The organism is Campylobacter concisus (assembly GCF_003049065.1).
Taxonomy (GTDB): domain Bacteria; phylum Campylobacterota; class Campylobacteria; order Campylobacterales; family Campylobacteraceae; genus Campylobacter_A; species Campylobacter_A concisus_BE.
Genome location: NZ_PISC01000003.1, coordinates 203,832 through 220,612 on the forward strand (window position 1 = coordinate 203,832; position 16,781 = coordinate 220,612).

11 protein-coding genes and 1 tRNA gene are annotated in these 16,781 nt (G+C 37.7%); 2 read left to right on the forward strand and 10 right to left on the reverse strand.

Annotated elements, in window-relative coordinates; translation table 11 throughout:
- Nucleotides 1-29: 29 nt before the first annotated feature.
- The 9 genes from CVS81_RS04195 to fliW form a co-directional block, all read right to left on the reverse strand.
- Nucleotides 30-515: a PepSY domain-containing protein gene (locus CVS81_RS04195; protein WP_107965181.1), complete on the reverse strand. Its 486-nt coding sequence runs from the start codon at nucleotides 513-515 to the stop codon at nucleotides 30-32.
- Nucleotides 516-784: 269 nt separating this feature from the next.
- Nucleotides 785-859 (reverse strand) — tRNA-Asn (locus tag CVS81_RS04200).
- Nucleotides 860-969: 110 nt separating this feature from the next.
- Entirely contained in the window at nucleotides 970-1,497 is a 528-nt protein-coding gene (gene hpf, locus CVS81_RS04205; protein ID WP_004317788.1) for a ribosome hibernation-promoting factor, HPF/YfiA family, read from the reverse strand.
- Nucleotides 1,498-1,577: 80 nt separating this feature from the next.
- Nucleotides 1,578-2,012: a hypothetical protein gene (locus tag CVS81_RS04210; protein WP_021084452.1), complete on the reverse strand. Its 435-nt coding sequence runs from the start codon at nucleotides 2,010-2,012 to the stop codon at nucleotides 1,578-1,580.
- The gene (locus tag CVS81_RS04215; protein WP_107965182.1) at nucleotides 2,012-2,938 is read right to left on the reverse strand and encodes a prepilin-type N-terminal cleavage/methylation domain-containing protein; all 927 of its coding nucleotides are present in this window, start codon (nucleotides 2,936-2,938) and stop codon (nucleotides 2,012-2,014) included. Before CVS81_RS04215 ends, CVS81_RS04210 begins: the two co-directional genes overlap by 1 nt.
- Nucleotides 2,935-3,582, reverse strand: coding sequence for a type II secretion system protein (locus CVS81_RS04220; protein WP_107965183.1), 648 nt, complete (start codon nucleotides 3,580-3,582; stop codon nucleotides 2,935-2,937). Before CVS81_RS04220 ends, CVS81_RS04215 begins: the two co-directional genes overlap by 4 nt.
- Nucleotides 3,576-7,910: a hypothetical protein gene (locus tag CVS81_RS04225; protein ID WP_107965184.1), complete on the reverse strand. Its 4,335-nt coding sequence runs from the start codon at nucleotides 7,908-7,910 to the stop codon at nucleotides 3,576-3,578. The genes CVS81_RS04220 and CVS81_RS04225 overlap by 7 nt, the downstream gene beginning before the upstream one ends.
- Nucleotides 7,911-8,033: 123 nt before the next feature.
- Entirely contained in the window at nucleotides 8,034-12,011 is a 3,978-nt protein-coding gene (locus tag CVS81_RS04230) for a hypothetical protein (protein ID WP_159070959.1), read from the reverse strand.
- A 452-nt stretch (nucleotides 12,012-12,463) separates the two neighbouring features.
- Nucleotides 12,464-12,847, reverse strand: a complete 384-nt coding sequence (gene fliW / locus CVS81_RS04235) for a flagellar assembly protein FliW (RefSeq protein ID WP_012140104.1) — start codon at nucleotides 12,845-12,847, stop codon at nucleotides 12,464-12,466.
- Nucleotides 12,848-12,959: 112 nt separating this feature from the next.
- Here fliW and CVS81_RS04240 point away from each other — a divergent pair, with 112 nt between their 5' ends.
- Together CVS81_RS04240 and lon are read left to right on the forward strand one after the other, a co-directional pair.
- Nucleotides 12,960-13,607, forward strand: a complete 648-nt coding sequence (locus CVS81_RS04240; RefSeq protein ID WP_009294177.1) for an outer membrane protein assembly factor BamD — start codon at nucleotides 12,960-12,962, stop codon at nucleotides 13,605-13,607.
- Between the two features lie 8 nt (nucleotides 13,608-13,615).
- The gene (gene lon, locus CVS81_RS04245) at nucleotides 13,616-16,033 is read left to right on the forward strand and encodes an endopeptidase La (RefSeq protein WP_107965186.1); all 2,418 of its coding nucleotides are present in this window, start codon (nucleotides 13,616-13,618) and stop codon (nucleotides 16,031-16,033) included.
- Nucleotides 16,034-16,356: 323 nt separating this feature from the next.
- Here lon and CVS81_RS04250 read toward each other — a convergent pair.
- Nucleotides 16,357-16,781 (reverse strand): methyl-accepting chemotaxis protein (locus CVS81_RS04250; RefSeq protein ID WP_234399518.1); only part of this gene is annotated, 425 nt, incomplete at its 5' end.

Below are 16,781 nucleotides of genomic sequence, written 5' to 3' on the forward strand. Positions count from 1 at the left end.
AAATTTTAACGCCCAAAAAGGGCGCTAGATCACTTTGTGAAGTTACCAATTATCTCGCCATTTTGAGCGTTTATGATCACTTTTTTCTCGCTCCTATCGCGCTTAAGCTCTACTTTGTATATCCAAGCACCATTTTTATTATCAAGCTCTGCCTCATCAAGGCTCCAGCCAGCCTCAAGCGCTTGAGCTTTAGCCACAGCCTCGTCGATGCCAAGAGCAAATTTTGAAAAATCTACCGCTTCGATCGGCAAGATATGTTTTTTATTTTTATTCTCTACTTTAACGATCTGACCGCTGTTAGCATCGATCTTGATCTCTTGTTTGACACCATCTTTAAATGACTCTATCTTGTAAAAAGTCACGCCCTTTTTGACGTTCATCTCGATATCTTTGACGCTTGAGCCTGGAAAGTTTTTCTCAGCTATGTTTAAAGCCTCTTTTGATGTGATGGCTGCTTGCAAGCCTGTCACTCCCAAAACTACTGCTAAAACTGCTGCGCCTAATGCCTTTTTCATTTTTGATCCTTTTATTTTTGATTTCCAACTTTTGTTTAGATGAGCGCATTATAAAAGCCTAAAATGAAGCTAGGATGAATGAAAAAATTATTTTAACTTCGCCAAAAGCCGAACATATAATCATGTTTTGACATCAAAACAGAACAATATACTTTGAAATAGCAATAAAGCTGAAGGGAAATAAGGGGGAAAAATACAAAAAATAAGAAAAATTAAAGTTTTTAAAACATCGTTAAAATCGGGGTTTTAAAATGATTTTTTAAGAAGAATGGCTCCGGATGCTGGGTTCGAACCAGCGACCAAGTGATTAACAGTCACCTACTCTACCGCTGAGCTAATCCGGAACACTTAAAAGAAGTCGTATTATAGTTAGCAATCATTTAAAAATAGCTTAAATAACTAAAGAATAGAGAATTTATATTAAAAATAATTTAGGGGCAAAGCGCCCCTAAATTTAGTATAGACCAAAAGTTCCGTCTGTTCTTTTGTAGATGACGCGCATTTTGGCATCGACATCGTTAAATACGTAAAATTGTTTATCGCTTGATTTTAGTTTATCAAGCGCTTCTTCTACCTCAAGAGGTTTGTAAATTTCAAGCTCCATAGGCACGATCTCCTCGACACCTTCGATCTTTTCTTCGCCTATTCTAGAGCGAAATTCTTTATCATCAGCCTTGCCTTTTACTGTAAATTTCTTATCGTGCTCTCTTCTTAAAACTTTTGAAGCCTTTTCGATAGCAAGATCTATCGCCGCATAGAGATCTTTATCTTTTTGGCGGACGACTATCGTGTCTTTATGTGCCATATTTAGAGAAAATTCTGCATTAAAGCCCTTTTTACCTTGCTTTTCATCCGCTCCTACTACGCATCTTGCTGAGATGATGTCAAGGTTGTACTTGCCAAGGGTGTCAAAAGCGTCTTGGATGTAGTTTTTGATGGGCTCTGTTAGCTCAAATTGTTTTCCTACAATGCTTATGTTCATCGCAATCTCCTTTATAGAAAGTAAGATGATTATAACACGACGAAACTAAAAGCAAATTAAAGTAAAATCTTTATAAAATTTTAAAGTTTCTGAAGAGTTCGTTTGTGAAAATTTATAGGATTTGAGGCTTTTCCTGGTTTTGAGCTGACAAAGACGTCAAGCATTATTGTGCCTTGATTTGCTCCAGTAGCAGCCACTGCGTCACCAGAACAAATGCCCATATCGCCAAAGTATTTTACATATACTTTAAAGGTAAAAAGATCGCCAAATTCGCCAGCTATCGGATTATGCTCGTCGCCAAGGCAAACTGCTCCAGTTTTATAAAAGTCATTGCTTATGATAGCTAGCATGGCGTATTCTGTCGCTGCGCGAGCTACTAGCTCACTTTGCTCTCTTAGATAAATTTCGCTATTTTGCTTAACTGAAGTGCTAGCGATCGAAAGAGCTAGCATACAAATAGAGCTTGCGATCACCACAAAAAATATCGCTGCAATTAGCGTAAATCCTCGCCTCATCAATAAACCGCCTTTGACTTGCAGATGGTTATCTCTGAGTTTTTTGCCCTCATGCAAAGCTTTAGCACGATGACGCCATTTTTTTCAGTAAAAACAAACCTCGTAACGTTTTTGGCAAGGGTTGCCTTTTCGCCATTTTGTTTATATTTTTCTCCCATCCATGGACGATAGTCGTAGTATAAATTTAGATCAAAGACGCCGTTATTTTTGTCTGCTTGGCTCTGGCTCTGCTCTGGTACTATGGCGTTTGCAGTGTAGGCTAGATGGTACTGCTCTGAAATTTGCTTGTTAGCAAATCCTGAAATTTCTAGCGTGTCGCCGTCTATGCTTTTTACACCAACTTTTGCTATGTCTAAATTTGAAACACCTTTATACCCAAAAGAGTTTTGCACATCATAATAAACATCAGAAAATATCGCTGCAACGCCACCATCTTTATTTTTAAAATCAACACAAGTGGCATTTGTATCTTCCCTGCAAGTTAGATCTTTTATGGTCTCGACAACTCCAGTAGTAAAATTACTTCCAGGACTTATAAGACCAGTTGCTGGTGAGCTATTAGCAAGATCTGCGTAGCCACTATATCTGCCTGCTTTATTATCAGAAGGCACGTCATTAAAAATTTCATACGCATAGGGGATAAATTCTAAAATTTCATACTCGGCATTTAAATTTACCCCGCTATCATTTAGTGCCAAAAAAGCTCCATCAGTTTTTCTAGCGATCACGCTTGGCTTTATGCGGTGCTCTAGCCTCTTTGAAATTTGCTCCAGTGCGATCTCCGTTTGCGTCTCGAGCTCATTTACTGTCCTTGTTTGAAAGTAGTTTGAGTAGATGTTCATTATGGCATTAAAGCTCATCATAGCGATGATACCAAGTACGACGATGACGACTACAAGCTCAAGAAGAGTAAAGGCTCTTTTCATTTCCACGCTTTCGTATTTAGCGAGCCGCCCTCGCCTAGGTTAAAAGCGTAAGCTCTTAGCACTGATGTCGTCTCTTGTTTTGTGTCATTTTTATATGCAGTAGCAGTTACTACTATCTCTTTTACGTCGCTGTTATCTAGCCCTAAATTTGGCTTAAACCAGCCATTGCTCTCATTCACAATTACATTATAGTCTGAGCCAACTATATAGTCTCTATTTTGATTTGTTGTGTTTAAATTTTTATCCAATATTCTGCCATAGTAATCCACAGATCTCACTGCCGTATCAGGTGCTAGATCTGGTGAATTTTCGTAGGCAAAAACTCTATGCCCATCGCCTGTTATTTTGTTTATCTTATAAAATTCATTTCTATGATCACCTGGCTTTAGGATGATGGGAAAAAAGTAAGCCGTCTCAGCACTACTGCCGCCGATGTTTGTTGAAACCTTGATGACCTTGTCGCTAAAGGGAGCTTTTAAGATAAGCCCCATATAGGTCTTAGCATTCATCAAGCTCTCTTGTGTAACCGCCTTTTGATTTAGCTCAGATGTGGTCTTTAGCACAAGCGGTATCGATGTGCTGATGATCGCCACAACGACTATCGAGAGGATAAGCTCTATAAGAGAAAAGCCTCTTTTTACCAAGAAATTCTCCTATTTGTCTTATCGCTTAGATCGTTAAAGTTGTTTTCGCCGCCTATGACATTTCCTACGTCACCTTTGCTAGAGCCACTTTTTAGGGTCTTGCCAGCCCAGTCGCCATTTGGCACGAGAAATCTCACTGTGAAATCATTTGTCGCTGCATCTTTATCAAATTCATTATATATGAGCCAGTTTTTCGTATGCATCTTGGCTATATCTGTAACTGCTCGGTCATTTTTTACATAAATGTAGCTGATGCCGTCACTAAGTGCTGTCTCTTTTGCTGTATCTCGCGTAGTGTGATTTGAAAAGCTGTAACTATCGACATTACCATAACTAGCATCGTGAAAAGGATTTACATACCATGAGTGCGTACCTGCAAACTCCTCCCAGCGAGCGCTTGATCCTGGTTTTTGCAACATAAATTTACTCTCGTCGCAACCATTGCAATACACTCCGTAGTAAATTTTTGCCTTAAAGCCAGTATTTGGTCCCTCATAGTAAGGTGCATATGTCCTAGCGTAGTAAAATTTCGCCGATGTTTTCCTAGATGGTTTTAAGTATTGGCTACCTTTTGTTTTATTTATGCTATTTTCATCTTCGGCTAATTTTGTAAAAGTAAATATATCACTTGTCACCTCAAAAGGATTTTTAGCTACATTTTTTTCGCGCTTGAAGTTAAATTTGAGATATACCTCAGCTGTGCCATCACTTCTAAAAGCCTCTTTTTTTACCATATAGCCGCCGTCATGAGGCGATGCTTTTAGCTTTTGAACAATCGCATTTTGATCAGTAGTACCGAAAAATAGTATCTCACTATTTAGCTTTTTAACACCATCTTCATCATTGCTTAATTTTGAACCATTATTGTCTATGTAGTTAGGTATTATATTCCCTACTTTTATATTAAAGACAGCATTACTTGCATAGCAGCCACTTTTATAAAGATGTGCTGTATTGTCGCCAGAAGCTCTTGGATTTTCATTAGACAACATTGCTTTTACTTTAAATTTTAATGTCGGTGACCACAAAGTTTCCTCATTTGAGATATATGAAAAGTCACTTGATATGATCTCAAAATCACTCACATCAAGATATTCTGGGATAAAATTTAGTTGATTGTGTTGTTCTTCAAACACTATGTTACAACCTATCCTACCCATGCCATCTGGATCGTGACTTGGATTATTTGGATCTATTGATAAATCATTATTGTATAGATCCAGTGGATTATTTCGGTTTTTCCTAGAGTCTCTACTATACGATTTTACGCAGTCATCTCCATGATTTGTATCTTGATCCACGCTTGTATAGACTGAGTCCATAGCGTAAAAATTTGTATCTCCTATGTCTGAAAAAGAAAGTCCCACTTTGTTAGTGCTAATATTTGTAATAACTCCGATAGCCTTATTTGGGTTATTAAAGCTTATCTCAAATTTATTTTCTCTACTATCTTTGTCTGATAGATCTGCTGGTAGAGTGCAGCCAGCAAATACCTTAGGCAGTATTTGCGCTCCATCACCAGCCTTCATATCACTACTTGCAGTACTTATAAATCCTTTTGTAAGGTCCCCTTTAGCATCATAAGCACCGATTATAAAATCAGTATGGCTTTTACCACCTATCATAGGGCCATTAGGCGAATCATAAATATCAAATTTGGCTGGTCTAACAGCAAAAGTATCAAAGTCTTCGCATTTTTCATCGGTTAAATTTGTAAGCTTATTAAGATAGCTAAGCTTTACGTGCAGAGATGGATATGGTATCGGCACTGTTACACTTTTTGTAAGAGTGTGTGTCGCGGTAGTAAAATTATAAGTTTTTTCAGATATGACCGAATTATTTGAGCTACAATCAGTCACTAGCTTTAACGTCACGTCGGTATTTGAGTCAGGTGCTTTTAAAGCCCCGCTAGTCTTATCATAGTTTGATATCGTGATATCAAAAGGCTTGTTTGCTATCTTTGTAAAAAGTCTATTTTTAAAATTTGGACCTGCGTCATCTGCTTTACTTCGCGGATAGAAGTTATTTTCCCCTTCATTAGTTACCGTTAAGTTGTAGTTTTTAGGCACACATTCATTTATCTTGCCTTTATATTTTATGGTCTTACCAGCGATAGTACTTTCATATTCAGCTTCATAGCCTATCTTACGATATTCAGAATTTGCACCTACAGTCCCTACAAATCTAATATCTGTTGGATATCGATATGATCTTTCTATTGTACCACCTTGGGACCTATTAGCGTCTTGGCCGACGTAATACCTTAGATTATAATCACTTAATTTCTTAAAATAATGCGCTCCATTATCATCCATAGGGCATGCTACGGTTGATCCGCCAGGTTTAAAAATTTCCGTACAACCAGATTTATCCACATAACTCATAAATTTAGGATCAATATTGACTTTTACTTGAACCTTGTTTGCATCTTCATTGCCTCTATTTTTTATAGTAGTTAAAACTTTTATCAAGGTTCCAGGTTTTACTGAAGTAGTACCCTCTCCTCCCTTTTTTACTTCTATATCATCAATATATATAGTTCTGCCTTCTGCATTTATACTTTGTTTGGTAGTAGAGATTGTTTCTTCATAGCAAACATCAGGGTCATAAAGTATCGTTGAAAAACCAGCCATTCCGAGATTTATCCTATCACCTTGGATATTGTCACCTATCTTTTCAGCCTTTACGTTAAACTTAATATCAACCTCACTTTGCCTATGTGACATGAAATTTGATATATCAAATATATCTAGATCCATCATTGCATTATATTTTTTATTTACATTGGCAAGTTTGCCAAATCTCGTTATAGATGAGTCAAACTGATTGTGTTGTAAATTTAATCCTGACGGAGATGCGGCAGTAAAAAGACTCTCGAATGGACCATCTTTCTTTTTTATCATTATATCTTCACCTGTGATCTCTTTGCGTCCACCAAAACCCATAAATGCCAAACTAGAATCTATAGTTCCAGCAGATGGAGTAAAAAAGTCTTCAAATTTTAAATTTATCTCTGTTTTTTGTGCACTTTGCAATACTTTATTTCTTTCAACATTAGGCGAGATATTTGCCATACCACTATAGATATTAACATCCCTTGGTTTTATGTGCTCTGTCTCTCCGACCTTGTCGCCGAAGTCATATACTATAACTAAGCTCCAACCACCAAACTGAGATGGTACATAGCTATATATCCAGCCTCCATCACCATATAAAACCGCACCATAAGATAAGGTTAAAGTCCTTGTTTCATTACTTATCGTTACATTATAGTTGTAGTTCCTAGATAATTTAAAGATGGTTGATGCGATGTTGCCAACAGCAAATGTCCTGCCAGCCTCAGTTGTGCCAAGGCTATCTTGTACTAGTTTAGTTACATCAGCACTTGCTTGATAGACAAAGTATGATGCACCACTTCTTGCACCTAAATTTGATCTTTGGGCTATGTTAGGGTCTTCGTAGCTATGGTGAACTGGAGTTTTGTAATTACCACTTGGATCACCGCACCAATTTGCATATGTTTTATCATTTGGGTGATCTTTATGATAGCAGTATGGGTAGTAAGTATCTCTTGGCACTGAGTTTTTATTATAAGAAGTAAATGAACTCTCCCACTTGATATCATCATAATCAGCTTTTACAGTATATATTCCTTTTGGTGTTTTAAATTTAACGCTAGAGTAGCCAAAAATATCTTCAAACAAATTCTTTAGCAGCTGGTATTCTGCGGTTCGTTCACCATATATAGCACCGCCCCAGTAGAGCCTTGCATATTTTATCTTTTTACCATCTATATTATTTCGTTCAAATTCACTTTTATTTTCAAATTTAAAAGTCGCGCGAGATGAGTTTTTAAATCTCCTACCAGCCAGGCTCGACTCTTCATTGACATATGCCTTTTCTATAATCTGTGAGGTTTCAACCAAAGGATCACCTCCAGCAGCACTTGACTTTGGATCAAAGTTATAGCCAAGCACTCTTGGCATGATGACACTAGCTCCTATAACGTCCATATCGCCAAAAATTCTTGTAAATTTATCTTGCTTACTAAGGGTATTGTCTGGATTGTTATTATCAAGATATCCGTCTAGTGTTACTGATTGGCTATTATTTGAAGTTGGATCTGATGGATATACCACCCATGTATTTTGAGCACCAGTAACACAATGCTTCATGCCATCAAAGTCGATCTTGCAAACTTTTCCGTTACAGCTTGCAGTTTGCTCTGCGGAGCACTCACCGACACTAGCTGGCAATACAAGAGCATCAGGATCAGCATCACCAAAAACATAGATAAAAGATAAAAGAATAAAAAAAAGAATTTTCAAATTACAATCTCCATAATGTAACTAACATATTGGCATCTTGCCATAGTGGGCAAGTATATCTTTTTGGTTCTAAATGTATGCTTATTTTTTGAAATCTAAAATCTACAAAAAAATGGCTAGAATCTACCAAGAAATTCTCCTATTTGTCTTCTTGCTTAGGTCTTTGAAATTTCCCTCTGCACCCACTACATTTCCTACATCGCCCTTTTCTGAACCTTCTTTTAGTGTCTTACCAGCCCAGTTACCATCTGGCACTAGAAATTTTAATGTAAAATCATTTGTTGTAGCATCTTTATTAAATTCATTATATATTAGCCACATATTAGCATGCATCTTTGCTATGTCTTTAACTGGCTTTTGGTTACTTACAAAAATGAGTTGCTCGCCATTATTTACAGCACTTACATTATTTCCCAAAACCGTATTATTAGAAAAGCTAAAATCATCAAATTTAAGCACCCCTGCCTTATGTGAAGGATTTACATACCATGAAGTAGCCGCTGGAAAAGCTTGCCATGCACCCGTACCGCTTGTTAAGTATGTAGCTTTGTCGCAATCATCACAATATATACCATAATAAATTTTGGCAAAAAATCCATCTGCTGGACCTTCGTAATAAGGCGCATAGACCCTGCCATAGTAGAAATTTGCCGATGTTTTTTTGGCTGGAGATTCATATTTATAAGACTTAGAATTTATGATCGTATCTAAGTTATCAAGACTAAAATCATCGCTAAATACCGTAAAAGGATTTTTAGCGTGATTTACTTTTCTAGCGAAGTTAAAATAGACTTCTGCACTGGCCTTACCTTCTTCAAATGCACTTTTTTTAATATAAAACATACCTTTTTTAGCGTTAGAACCAGTTAATTTTTTAGTATTTGATCCAAGAACTTCAAAAAATAAAATTTCTTCATTTGCCTTTTCAAGTGTGCCAACATTGCCGTTGTTGTCTGTAAAATTTAAAGGGACTCTATGCAGTTTTAGCTCAAAATTAGCCTCATTTGCATAGCAAGCATCGACATAAAACTTTGCAGGTAGATATTTTTCATCTGAGTATCTATAGTCGCCATAAAGCTCTGGATGCAGATTTTTTAATGTATCAGATAGTTTTGCAGTCACATCAAAACAAAGTTTTACTTTTTGCATACCGTCATTGTCAAGATAAGTCACGTCGTCGTCTTTTATGATTTTTAAATTGCTTATTTGCATATCTTCTGGGATAAATTGGAACGTAACATTACCCTCTTTTTTGAGCTCGATATCACAGCTAACCCTACCGATACCATCTGGATCATCTGCTGGGTTGTTTGGATCAAACACTGGTTTTCTATATTTTTTCACACAGTCATCGCCTCTTGGAGAAGCGTGCTGATCTGTTGAAGTATAACTGCTATCTACTACATAAAAAGTTGTATCACCTATATCTGAGTATGAAAAGCCATCATTGCTATTTGCACTACGTGTGATCTTGCCAAGTCCTCCACTTGCCTCTGTAAATTTTACATTTAGCCTGTTTTTGCTATCTAAAATAGCATTACAGACGTTACCATTTTTAGCTACAAGGCTTGCAAGTAGGCTATTTGCATAGCCTCTTGCTAGATCACTATCGTTTGGCCTCATAGCAGCAAGCGAAATGGCGTCATTATATGTCTCGCCGCCAGTAAAAGACTTTGTTGAAGTACTCATAATAGTACCTGCCTCGTTGTCCCAGAGTCTAAAGTGGCTTGGTCTAACAGCAAAGTCATCTAAATTTTCACATGCTGTGATTTTATCTGGTGCTGTAGGATCTGTTTTTTTCTTAGGGTTAGGATGAGAAATTCTAAATTTAAGAGTGCTATAAGCCCTATCTACTTTGATGTCTTTTAGTAAGATCTCACTTATTTTATTTGTAATCATATCCTGATTAAAATTTATATTTTTTTCATATAAATTTGATGTGGCGTCACATGATGTAACTAACTCCACTTTTACATCCACTGGGGAGTCTGGTGCTCTTTTTTTACCATCTTCTCCGTAGTTTGTAATATAGATATCAAATGGCTTTGAGACTATCTGAGTTAAAAGTCTATTTTTAAAAGCTCCTGTGCCATCATCTGGTTTGCTACTTGGGACAAAACTATTTGGCTCTTCTTGCTTTTCTAATGTTATATTAAAATCATAAGGTTGGCATTTTTTAATATATGTATCATAAGGATCTAAATTTATAGCAGGATTTGTACTTGTAATGGTTGTTTTGTAACTATTTTCTTTAAATTCATGCTTAAGTTCAGTGTTGTATACAACATAGGCAAAGTCGCCTTCATTTCTCTTTATTGTTCCACCTTTATTTGATATAGCACCTTTCCCTAAAAAAAAGGTCAGATTATTACCACTACTTCGTTGCAAGCCAGTGTTGTCGTTGTAGTGCTCAAGCCCTGACATACTATCAGAATAGTCAGGCATTGTCGTTGTCTTAACCATATTCGTTGAGTTTGGCTCATATTTTTGGCTCGGATCTATAATGGTTTTTAGCACAAAATTTTCAGCATCTTCATTTGTTGAACTATTCATTATCTTTACAATAAATTTTAATATAGTCTCTTTTTTTATGCCTTTTGCTTCTATTATCTTTTTTTTTAACACTCCTTTGTCCATTATCTTAATTTTATCTGCTTTTACGAACCCACTTTTACCAGGCTCTTTATAATACAAATCCTCTACATAGCAAACTTCTGGTCTATACATACGACTAGAAAAACCAACTAATGCTAAATTTGGACGATCAGCATTTACTATTTTAATTCCACCCTTATTTAACAAGGTCGATGCAACTGTAAAACGCATCTGGACTGCTGGATCTTTATTTTCTATAAAATTTGAGATATCAAATATATCTAGATCAATTTGGTTATTAAAAAACTTATCGGGATTTATAAGCTTTCCAAATTTTGTCATAGTTGAGTTAAACTGATTGCCTTTTTCATTGTATTTGCTAGTTACACTCTTAAAAACACCTTTATGTTTTATCTCTATATCATCACCTACAACCTCCCTTTTAGCACCAAAAGAAAGCATCGTAAGTGTTGCATTTATATCCCCATGTTTTGGATTATTAAGATTGTTAAATTTAATTTCTACTATAGATGTTTTTGGTTTAGAAGCCCCATGCTCAAGTTCATAATTTGTAAGCCACTCTGGAGCAAGCTTTTCAAGACCGTCAAATATACTAACCATCTTTGGCTCTATATTATTTTCTCTGGCAGTTTCATCGTCAAAATTATAGATGATTACCAAGCTCCAGCCAGCATATTGAGCTGGATTTGTCTGCATCCAATATCCGCTATTTTTATTTTTATTAACTGGCGAAAACAATAATGAACCCCATACACCTCCTAAATCAACTTGTTCACCATTGCTTCTTTGAAAATACCTATCACTATCTTCCAGCAAATCGTATTTAATAGGAGTGGTTGTAGCTCTGATATTTCCAGCAGAAAAAGTTCTCTCTTCTTTTGTTGTTCCAAGACTCTTTTGAACGATCTTTGTTACATCAGCACTTGCAACATACATGTAGCTTATGCCAGCTTTTATAGCCGTTTGGTGGTCTCCAGATCCTTGATACGCTTCAAAAGTCATCGACTTTGGTCGATACTCACTGAACGAACCTGTCCAAAAGATATCCTCTGGTTTGGCGTCTATCGTTATGGCTTGTTCTTTACCGGGAACCTTAAAGTCTATCCTGCTATATCCTTTTATAAAGTTCAATGCATTTGATATAAAATCTGCCGCTACATCATTTTTAAATTTCCAGTTTTGATAGACAGAACTACCCCAGTATAGTCTGGCGTAGACCACGTTTTTCCCAGTTAAATATTTTTGTATATGATCGTTTTTTTCACTAAAGTCGAATGTAGATGATGCCGAGTTTTGGCAACAACTAAGTTTATTTGGATTATAAACAAAATCACTTTGACACTGCGTATAGTTACTAACACTAAAGCCACCATCATTTTTAAAAATTTTTTCAGAATAAACCGATGATTTGTTGTTATCTGGGATAGGATCAAAGTCATATTCACCATCTCGTTGGATCATGACGGTAGCACCGATGGTTGCCATATCGCCATTTACTCTTGTATTTAGCTTGCCATTTATAACTCTTTGTTTTAGCCCTAATGAAGAATGGTCATCAACAGCAGTTTTTAATGACTTAAATCCGTTTGAAATATAACCATGAAAGTGATCTTGCGCTAGCGAAGAAAAAAGAGGGAAAGGTTTTGTATCTACTGTCCAAGTTCTAGGATAGGTCGTTATGCAGTGAGGGATATTTTTAGAAGAACCATCAACATACTCTTCGGCATCTATAAAGCATAAATACTGTACCTTCGTGTCATTTTCAATATAAGGTTTAGTAACTTTACAACCGATAGACTTTGCTTCGTCTGATGTGCATTCCCTAGGCGCACACCAGCTAAATGTAATAATAAAGAGAAGAAGACATATAGTTTTCATTGTAATCTCCTTGATACGAAAGAAAACCAAGGATTGTTTTTAAAAAGCTTCCCTGCGACTTACTTTTGTATGAAATTTTCTATCATTTCAGCTTGTCCGTATTGTGGATATTTTGTAACGTCAAGCACTACTTGAGATAAAGTCATATTGTCCATATTGCAAACGATAGGAGCCACGAAATTTACGGTTGATTTCTCAAGAGGGAGTGCAACTACGATGATGTTGTAAATTCTAAGTTGCGAACTCTCTTTAATGTCCATAAGCTCTTCATAGTAGCTTGGGATGTCAAATTCATAACTTCTTAACGCGAAAGGATTTATCATTGTAAAAGATGTTTCATCATCTTTGCTTGCTAGCTTAACAAAAAATTTATCGAGCTCAATAAGTTCCATCGTCTTGATATGCTCGAAGCCTAAAATAGGGCTTTTAACACTAAAAATCATACTAACTCCTATTTTGTAAAATTGCCTTATTTTAGCATAGTTTTAAAAAATTTATACAAAAATAATGCCAAAAAATGTAAAATAAGCGAATTTAAAATTTTTAAGGAAAAGCATGAAAAGATTTTCTAAATTTCTAGCAGTCGTAGCTCTTTTAGGGCTTTTTAGTGGTTGTGCTGAAAAATACACCGAACTTTACAATCTAACTCCAGACGAGTGGTACGCTCAGGTCATCGCTGACATAAAAGATGGCGATCTGGAGTCAGCTGATAAACACTACGTTTCAATGGCTAGTGAGCACGTTGCAAGCCCACTTTTGGAGCAAATTTTACTCATCCTTGCCCAAGCTCACGCAAATGACGAAGAGTATCTAATGGCAAATCACTATCTTGATGAATACATCAAAAGATACGGCGATAACGGCCCAAAAACAGAATTTGCCCAATATCTAAAGATAAAAGCAAATTTTGACTCATTTACCCAGCCAAACCGCAACCAAAAGCTAATGGAGGATAGCGTAACTGAGATCGAGAAATTTCTTTATATGTATCCAAATACCGAGTATAAGCCGCTTATCGAGACCATGCTCATCAAATTTAAACTTGCTCTTTACTTCTTAGACATGCAAATAGCAGATCTTTACAAGAGAACTGGCCGTGACGTTTCGGCTAAAATTTACGAGCAAAAGCTAGAAGAGTCGCCGTTTAAAAACTCAGACCTTATCAAACCTGACGTGGCATGGTATAGAAAACTGTTTGAATAGGAGAAATTTTGCAAATAAACGAAAACAAAGGCTTCCCAACTGAGATCCCTATCATAGTTGAGGACGAGCTATTTTTATATCCATTTATGATAACACCGCTTTTTTTGAGCGACGAAGAAAATTTAAAAGCGCTTGAGCTTGCCATACAAGGAGAGACGCCGATCCTTGTCGTGCCTACAAAACCCCAGCAAGACGGCGCTAGAGACTTTGACGGCATCTATGACGCAGGCGTTATCGGCACGATAATGCGCCGTGTGCCACTACCTGATGGCCGTGTGAAAGTGCTATTTCAGGGCATCGACAAGGGCAGAATTTTAAGACAATCAGGCATAAATCCGCTCCGTGGTATCGTCGATATGCTCCACGTCAAGCGCCCATCACAGGTCAAAACTGACGCTCTCATCGTGGTTTTAAGAGAAAAAGTAAGAGAGCTTTCGCAGTTTAGCCACTTTTTCCCACCTGATCTTTTAAAAACGATCGAAGAGAGCGCTGAGGCGATCAGAGTTTGCGACCTAGTTTCAAGCGCACTTCGCCTAAAAAAACAGATCGCTTATAGCTTTTTTGTCGAAGAAAATTTAGAGCAGCGCCTACTAAAGCTCATCGACTACGTCATCGAAGAGATCGAGGCAAACAAGCTTCAAAAAGAGATCAAAAATAAGGTTCATTCAAAGATAGATAAGACGAACAAAGAGTACTTCTTAAAAGAGCAGCTAAAGCAAATTCAAGCTGAGCTTGGAGCGGATACGAGCCGTGAAGAGGAGCTTGAGGAGTACCGCAAAAAGCTTGATGCGAAGAAGAAATTTATGGCTGAGGACGCCTACAAAGAGATCAAAAAACAAATAGATAAGCTTTCTCGCATGCACCCAGACTCAGCAGACGCGAACACCTTGCAAAGCTATCTTGACTGGGTACTTGAAATTCCATTTGAAAATGTAGCTAAGAAAAAGTCCTCTATCGCCGAAGTGAGCAAGCACCTAAATGCCGATCACTACAGCTTAGAGAAGCCAAAAGAGCGCATAGAGGAGTATTTTGCCTTGCGCGAGCTTTTGGAGCTTAGAGGTGTTAGCGAAAAGGTAAATAACGGCGCCATTTTATGCTTTGCAGGACCTCCAGGCGTGGGCAAAACAAGCCTTGCAAACTCGATCGCAAAGGCGCTAAAGCGTGAGCTAGTTAGGATCGCACTTGGCGGACTTGAAGACGTAAACGAGCTAAGAGGCCACCGCCGCACCTACATAGGCGCTATGCCAGGCCGCATCGTGCAAGGGCTCATAGAAGCTAAGCAGATGAACCCAGTGGTTGTTTTAGATGAGATCGACAAGGTTGGCAGAAGCTACAGAGGCGATCCGACCGCAGTTTTACTTGAAATTTTAGACCCAGAGCAAAATAATAAATTTAGAGACTACTATTTAAATTTCAACATCGATCTTAGCAAGATCATCTTCATCGCCACAGCAAATGACGTGAGCATGATACCAGCCGCACTTCGCGACAGGATGGAGTTTATCGAGCTTAGCTCATACACTCCACAAGAGAAATTTGAGATCGCTAAAAAATATCTCTTACCTCAAGAGCTTAAAAAGCACGGCCTAAAACCAAGCGATGTAAGCATTAGCAAAGAGGCGCTTGAGCTAATAATTAGCGACTACACAAGAGAGAGTGGCGTGCGAAATTTACGCCGCAGGATCGCTGACATACTAAGAAAAGTCGCCAAAAATATCCTCACCAAAAAGAACGAAGGCAAGATCAGCGTCACGGCTAAAAATTTAAAAGAGTTTTTAGAGAAAAAGGTCTATGAGATCGAGCCAGCGGATAAAAAAGATCAGATCGGCTTGGTAAATGGCCTTGCGTGGACGAGTGTCGGTGGCGACGTGCTAAGGATCGAGGCTATCAGGATCCAAGGCAAAGGCAATATGCAGATCACCGGTCAGCTAGGCGACGTGATGAAAGAGAGCGCCCAGATCGCATTTAGCGTGGTAAAAGTGCTGATAGATAACAAAAAACTAAAAGTGCCAATGGCTATCGTGCCAAAATTTGATGATGACAAGCACAAGCTAGAAGCCAGCGATGTTTATAGACGCTACGATCTTCACTTGCACGTACCAGAGGGCGCGGTGCCAAAAGACGGCCCAAGCGCTGGCATCACGATGACAACTGCGATCGCATCGATACTTACTGATACAAAAGTAAGACACGATGTGGCGATGACTGGCGAGATCACGCTAAGTGGCAGAGTTTTACCTATCGGCGGACTAAAAGAGAAGCTCATCGCCGCTCACAAAGCTGGCATCAAAACAGCTCTAATACCTCGTAAAAACTATGACCGCGACCTTGTCGATATCCCAGCCGAAGTAAAAGCTGATATGAAGATCATCGCCGTAGATACGATCGATGATGTGCTAAAAAATGCTCTTGTAGCTAAAAAATAATCCCTACTCTAGCCCCATTTGGTCTCACTAGGGGCTAGGAAAATTTATAAATTTTGACGATCCTAAAATCCAAACAAAAAACCATATAGCGCATAGATGTAGTTAATAATTTAAATAACATAACACATGCGACACACTAAAAAACAAATTTTAAAATTTATGAGTGAGCATATCTAAAATTTATTAGAGCTTTTGAAACGCATGCGGCACGATAGTGCTACCGCATGCACCTTGAACGTCGTAGGGTTTAGGGGATTTAAAAAGGGGGATAAGGGGACGGCTTCGTAATTCAAGTCCCCTTGTCCCCCTTTGGATAAAAAAAGCTAGAATTTCTTCTTCCTAACCTCTTCAACTATAGCTTTAGCCATCTCATCTACTTCAGATGTTACTTCGTTTGCTTGGTTTGCAATTGCTACATTTTCTTTTGTTAGGTGATCTATTTGAGCAACTGACTCATTTATCATATTGATACCTTCACTTTGCTCTTTGATTGATTCACTCATCTCATTTATTGATTGAGCTAATACATTTGTATTTGCTTCTATCTCACCTAGAGATTTTTGAGTACGTTCAGCTAGTTTTCTAACTTCATCAGCAACAACGGCAAATCCTCTACCATGCTCTCCTGCACGTGCTGCTTCAATTGCTGCATTAAGAGCAAGTAAATTTGTTTGATCTGCTATATCTCTAATGATAGTTATGATGTTTTTAATTTCATCACTTTGTCTTATAACATCAGCCGTCTTTT

Excerpts from the sequence above, each read along its gene's own strand:
- CVS81_RS04195 (WP_107965181.1), bottom strand. The coding sequence starts at position 515 with ATGAAAAAGGCATTAGGCGCAGCAGTTTTAGCAGTAGTTTTGGGAGTG.
- hpf (WP_004317788.1), bottom strand. The coding sequence starts at position 1,497 with ATGAACATAAGCATTGTAGGAAAACAATTTGAGCTAACAGAGCCCATC.
- CVS81_RS04210 (WP_021084452.1), bottom strand. The coding sequence starts at position 2,012 with ATGAGGCGAGGATTTACGCTAATTGCAGCGATATTTTTTGTGGTGATC.
- CVS81_RS04215 (WP_107965182.1), bottom strand. The coding sequence starts at position 2,938 with ATGAAAAGAGCCTTTACTCTTCTTGAGCTTGTAGTCGTCATCGTCGTA.
- CVS81_RS04230 (WP_159070959.1), bottom strand. The coding sequence starts at position 12,011 with ATGGCAACCATCGGTGCTACCGTCATGATCCAACGAGATGGTGAATAT.
- fliW (WP_012140104.1), bottom strand. The coding sequence starts at position 12,847 with ATGATTTTTAGTGTTAAAAGCCCTATTTTAGGCTTCGAGCATATCAAG.
- CVS81_RS04240 (WP_009294177.1), top strand. The coding sequence starts at position 12,960 with ATGAAAAGATTTTCTAAATTTCTAGCAGTCGTAGCTCTTTTAGGGCTT.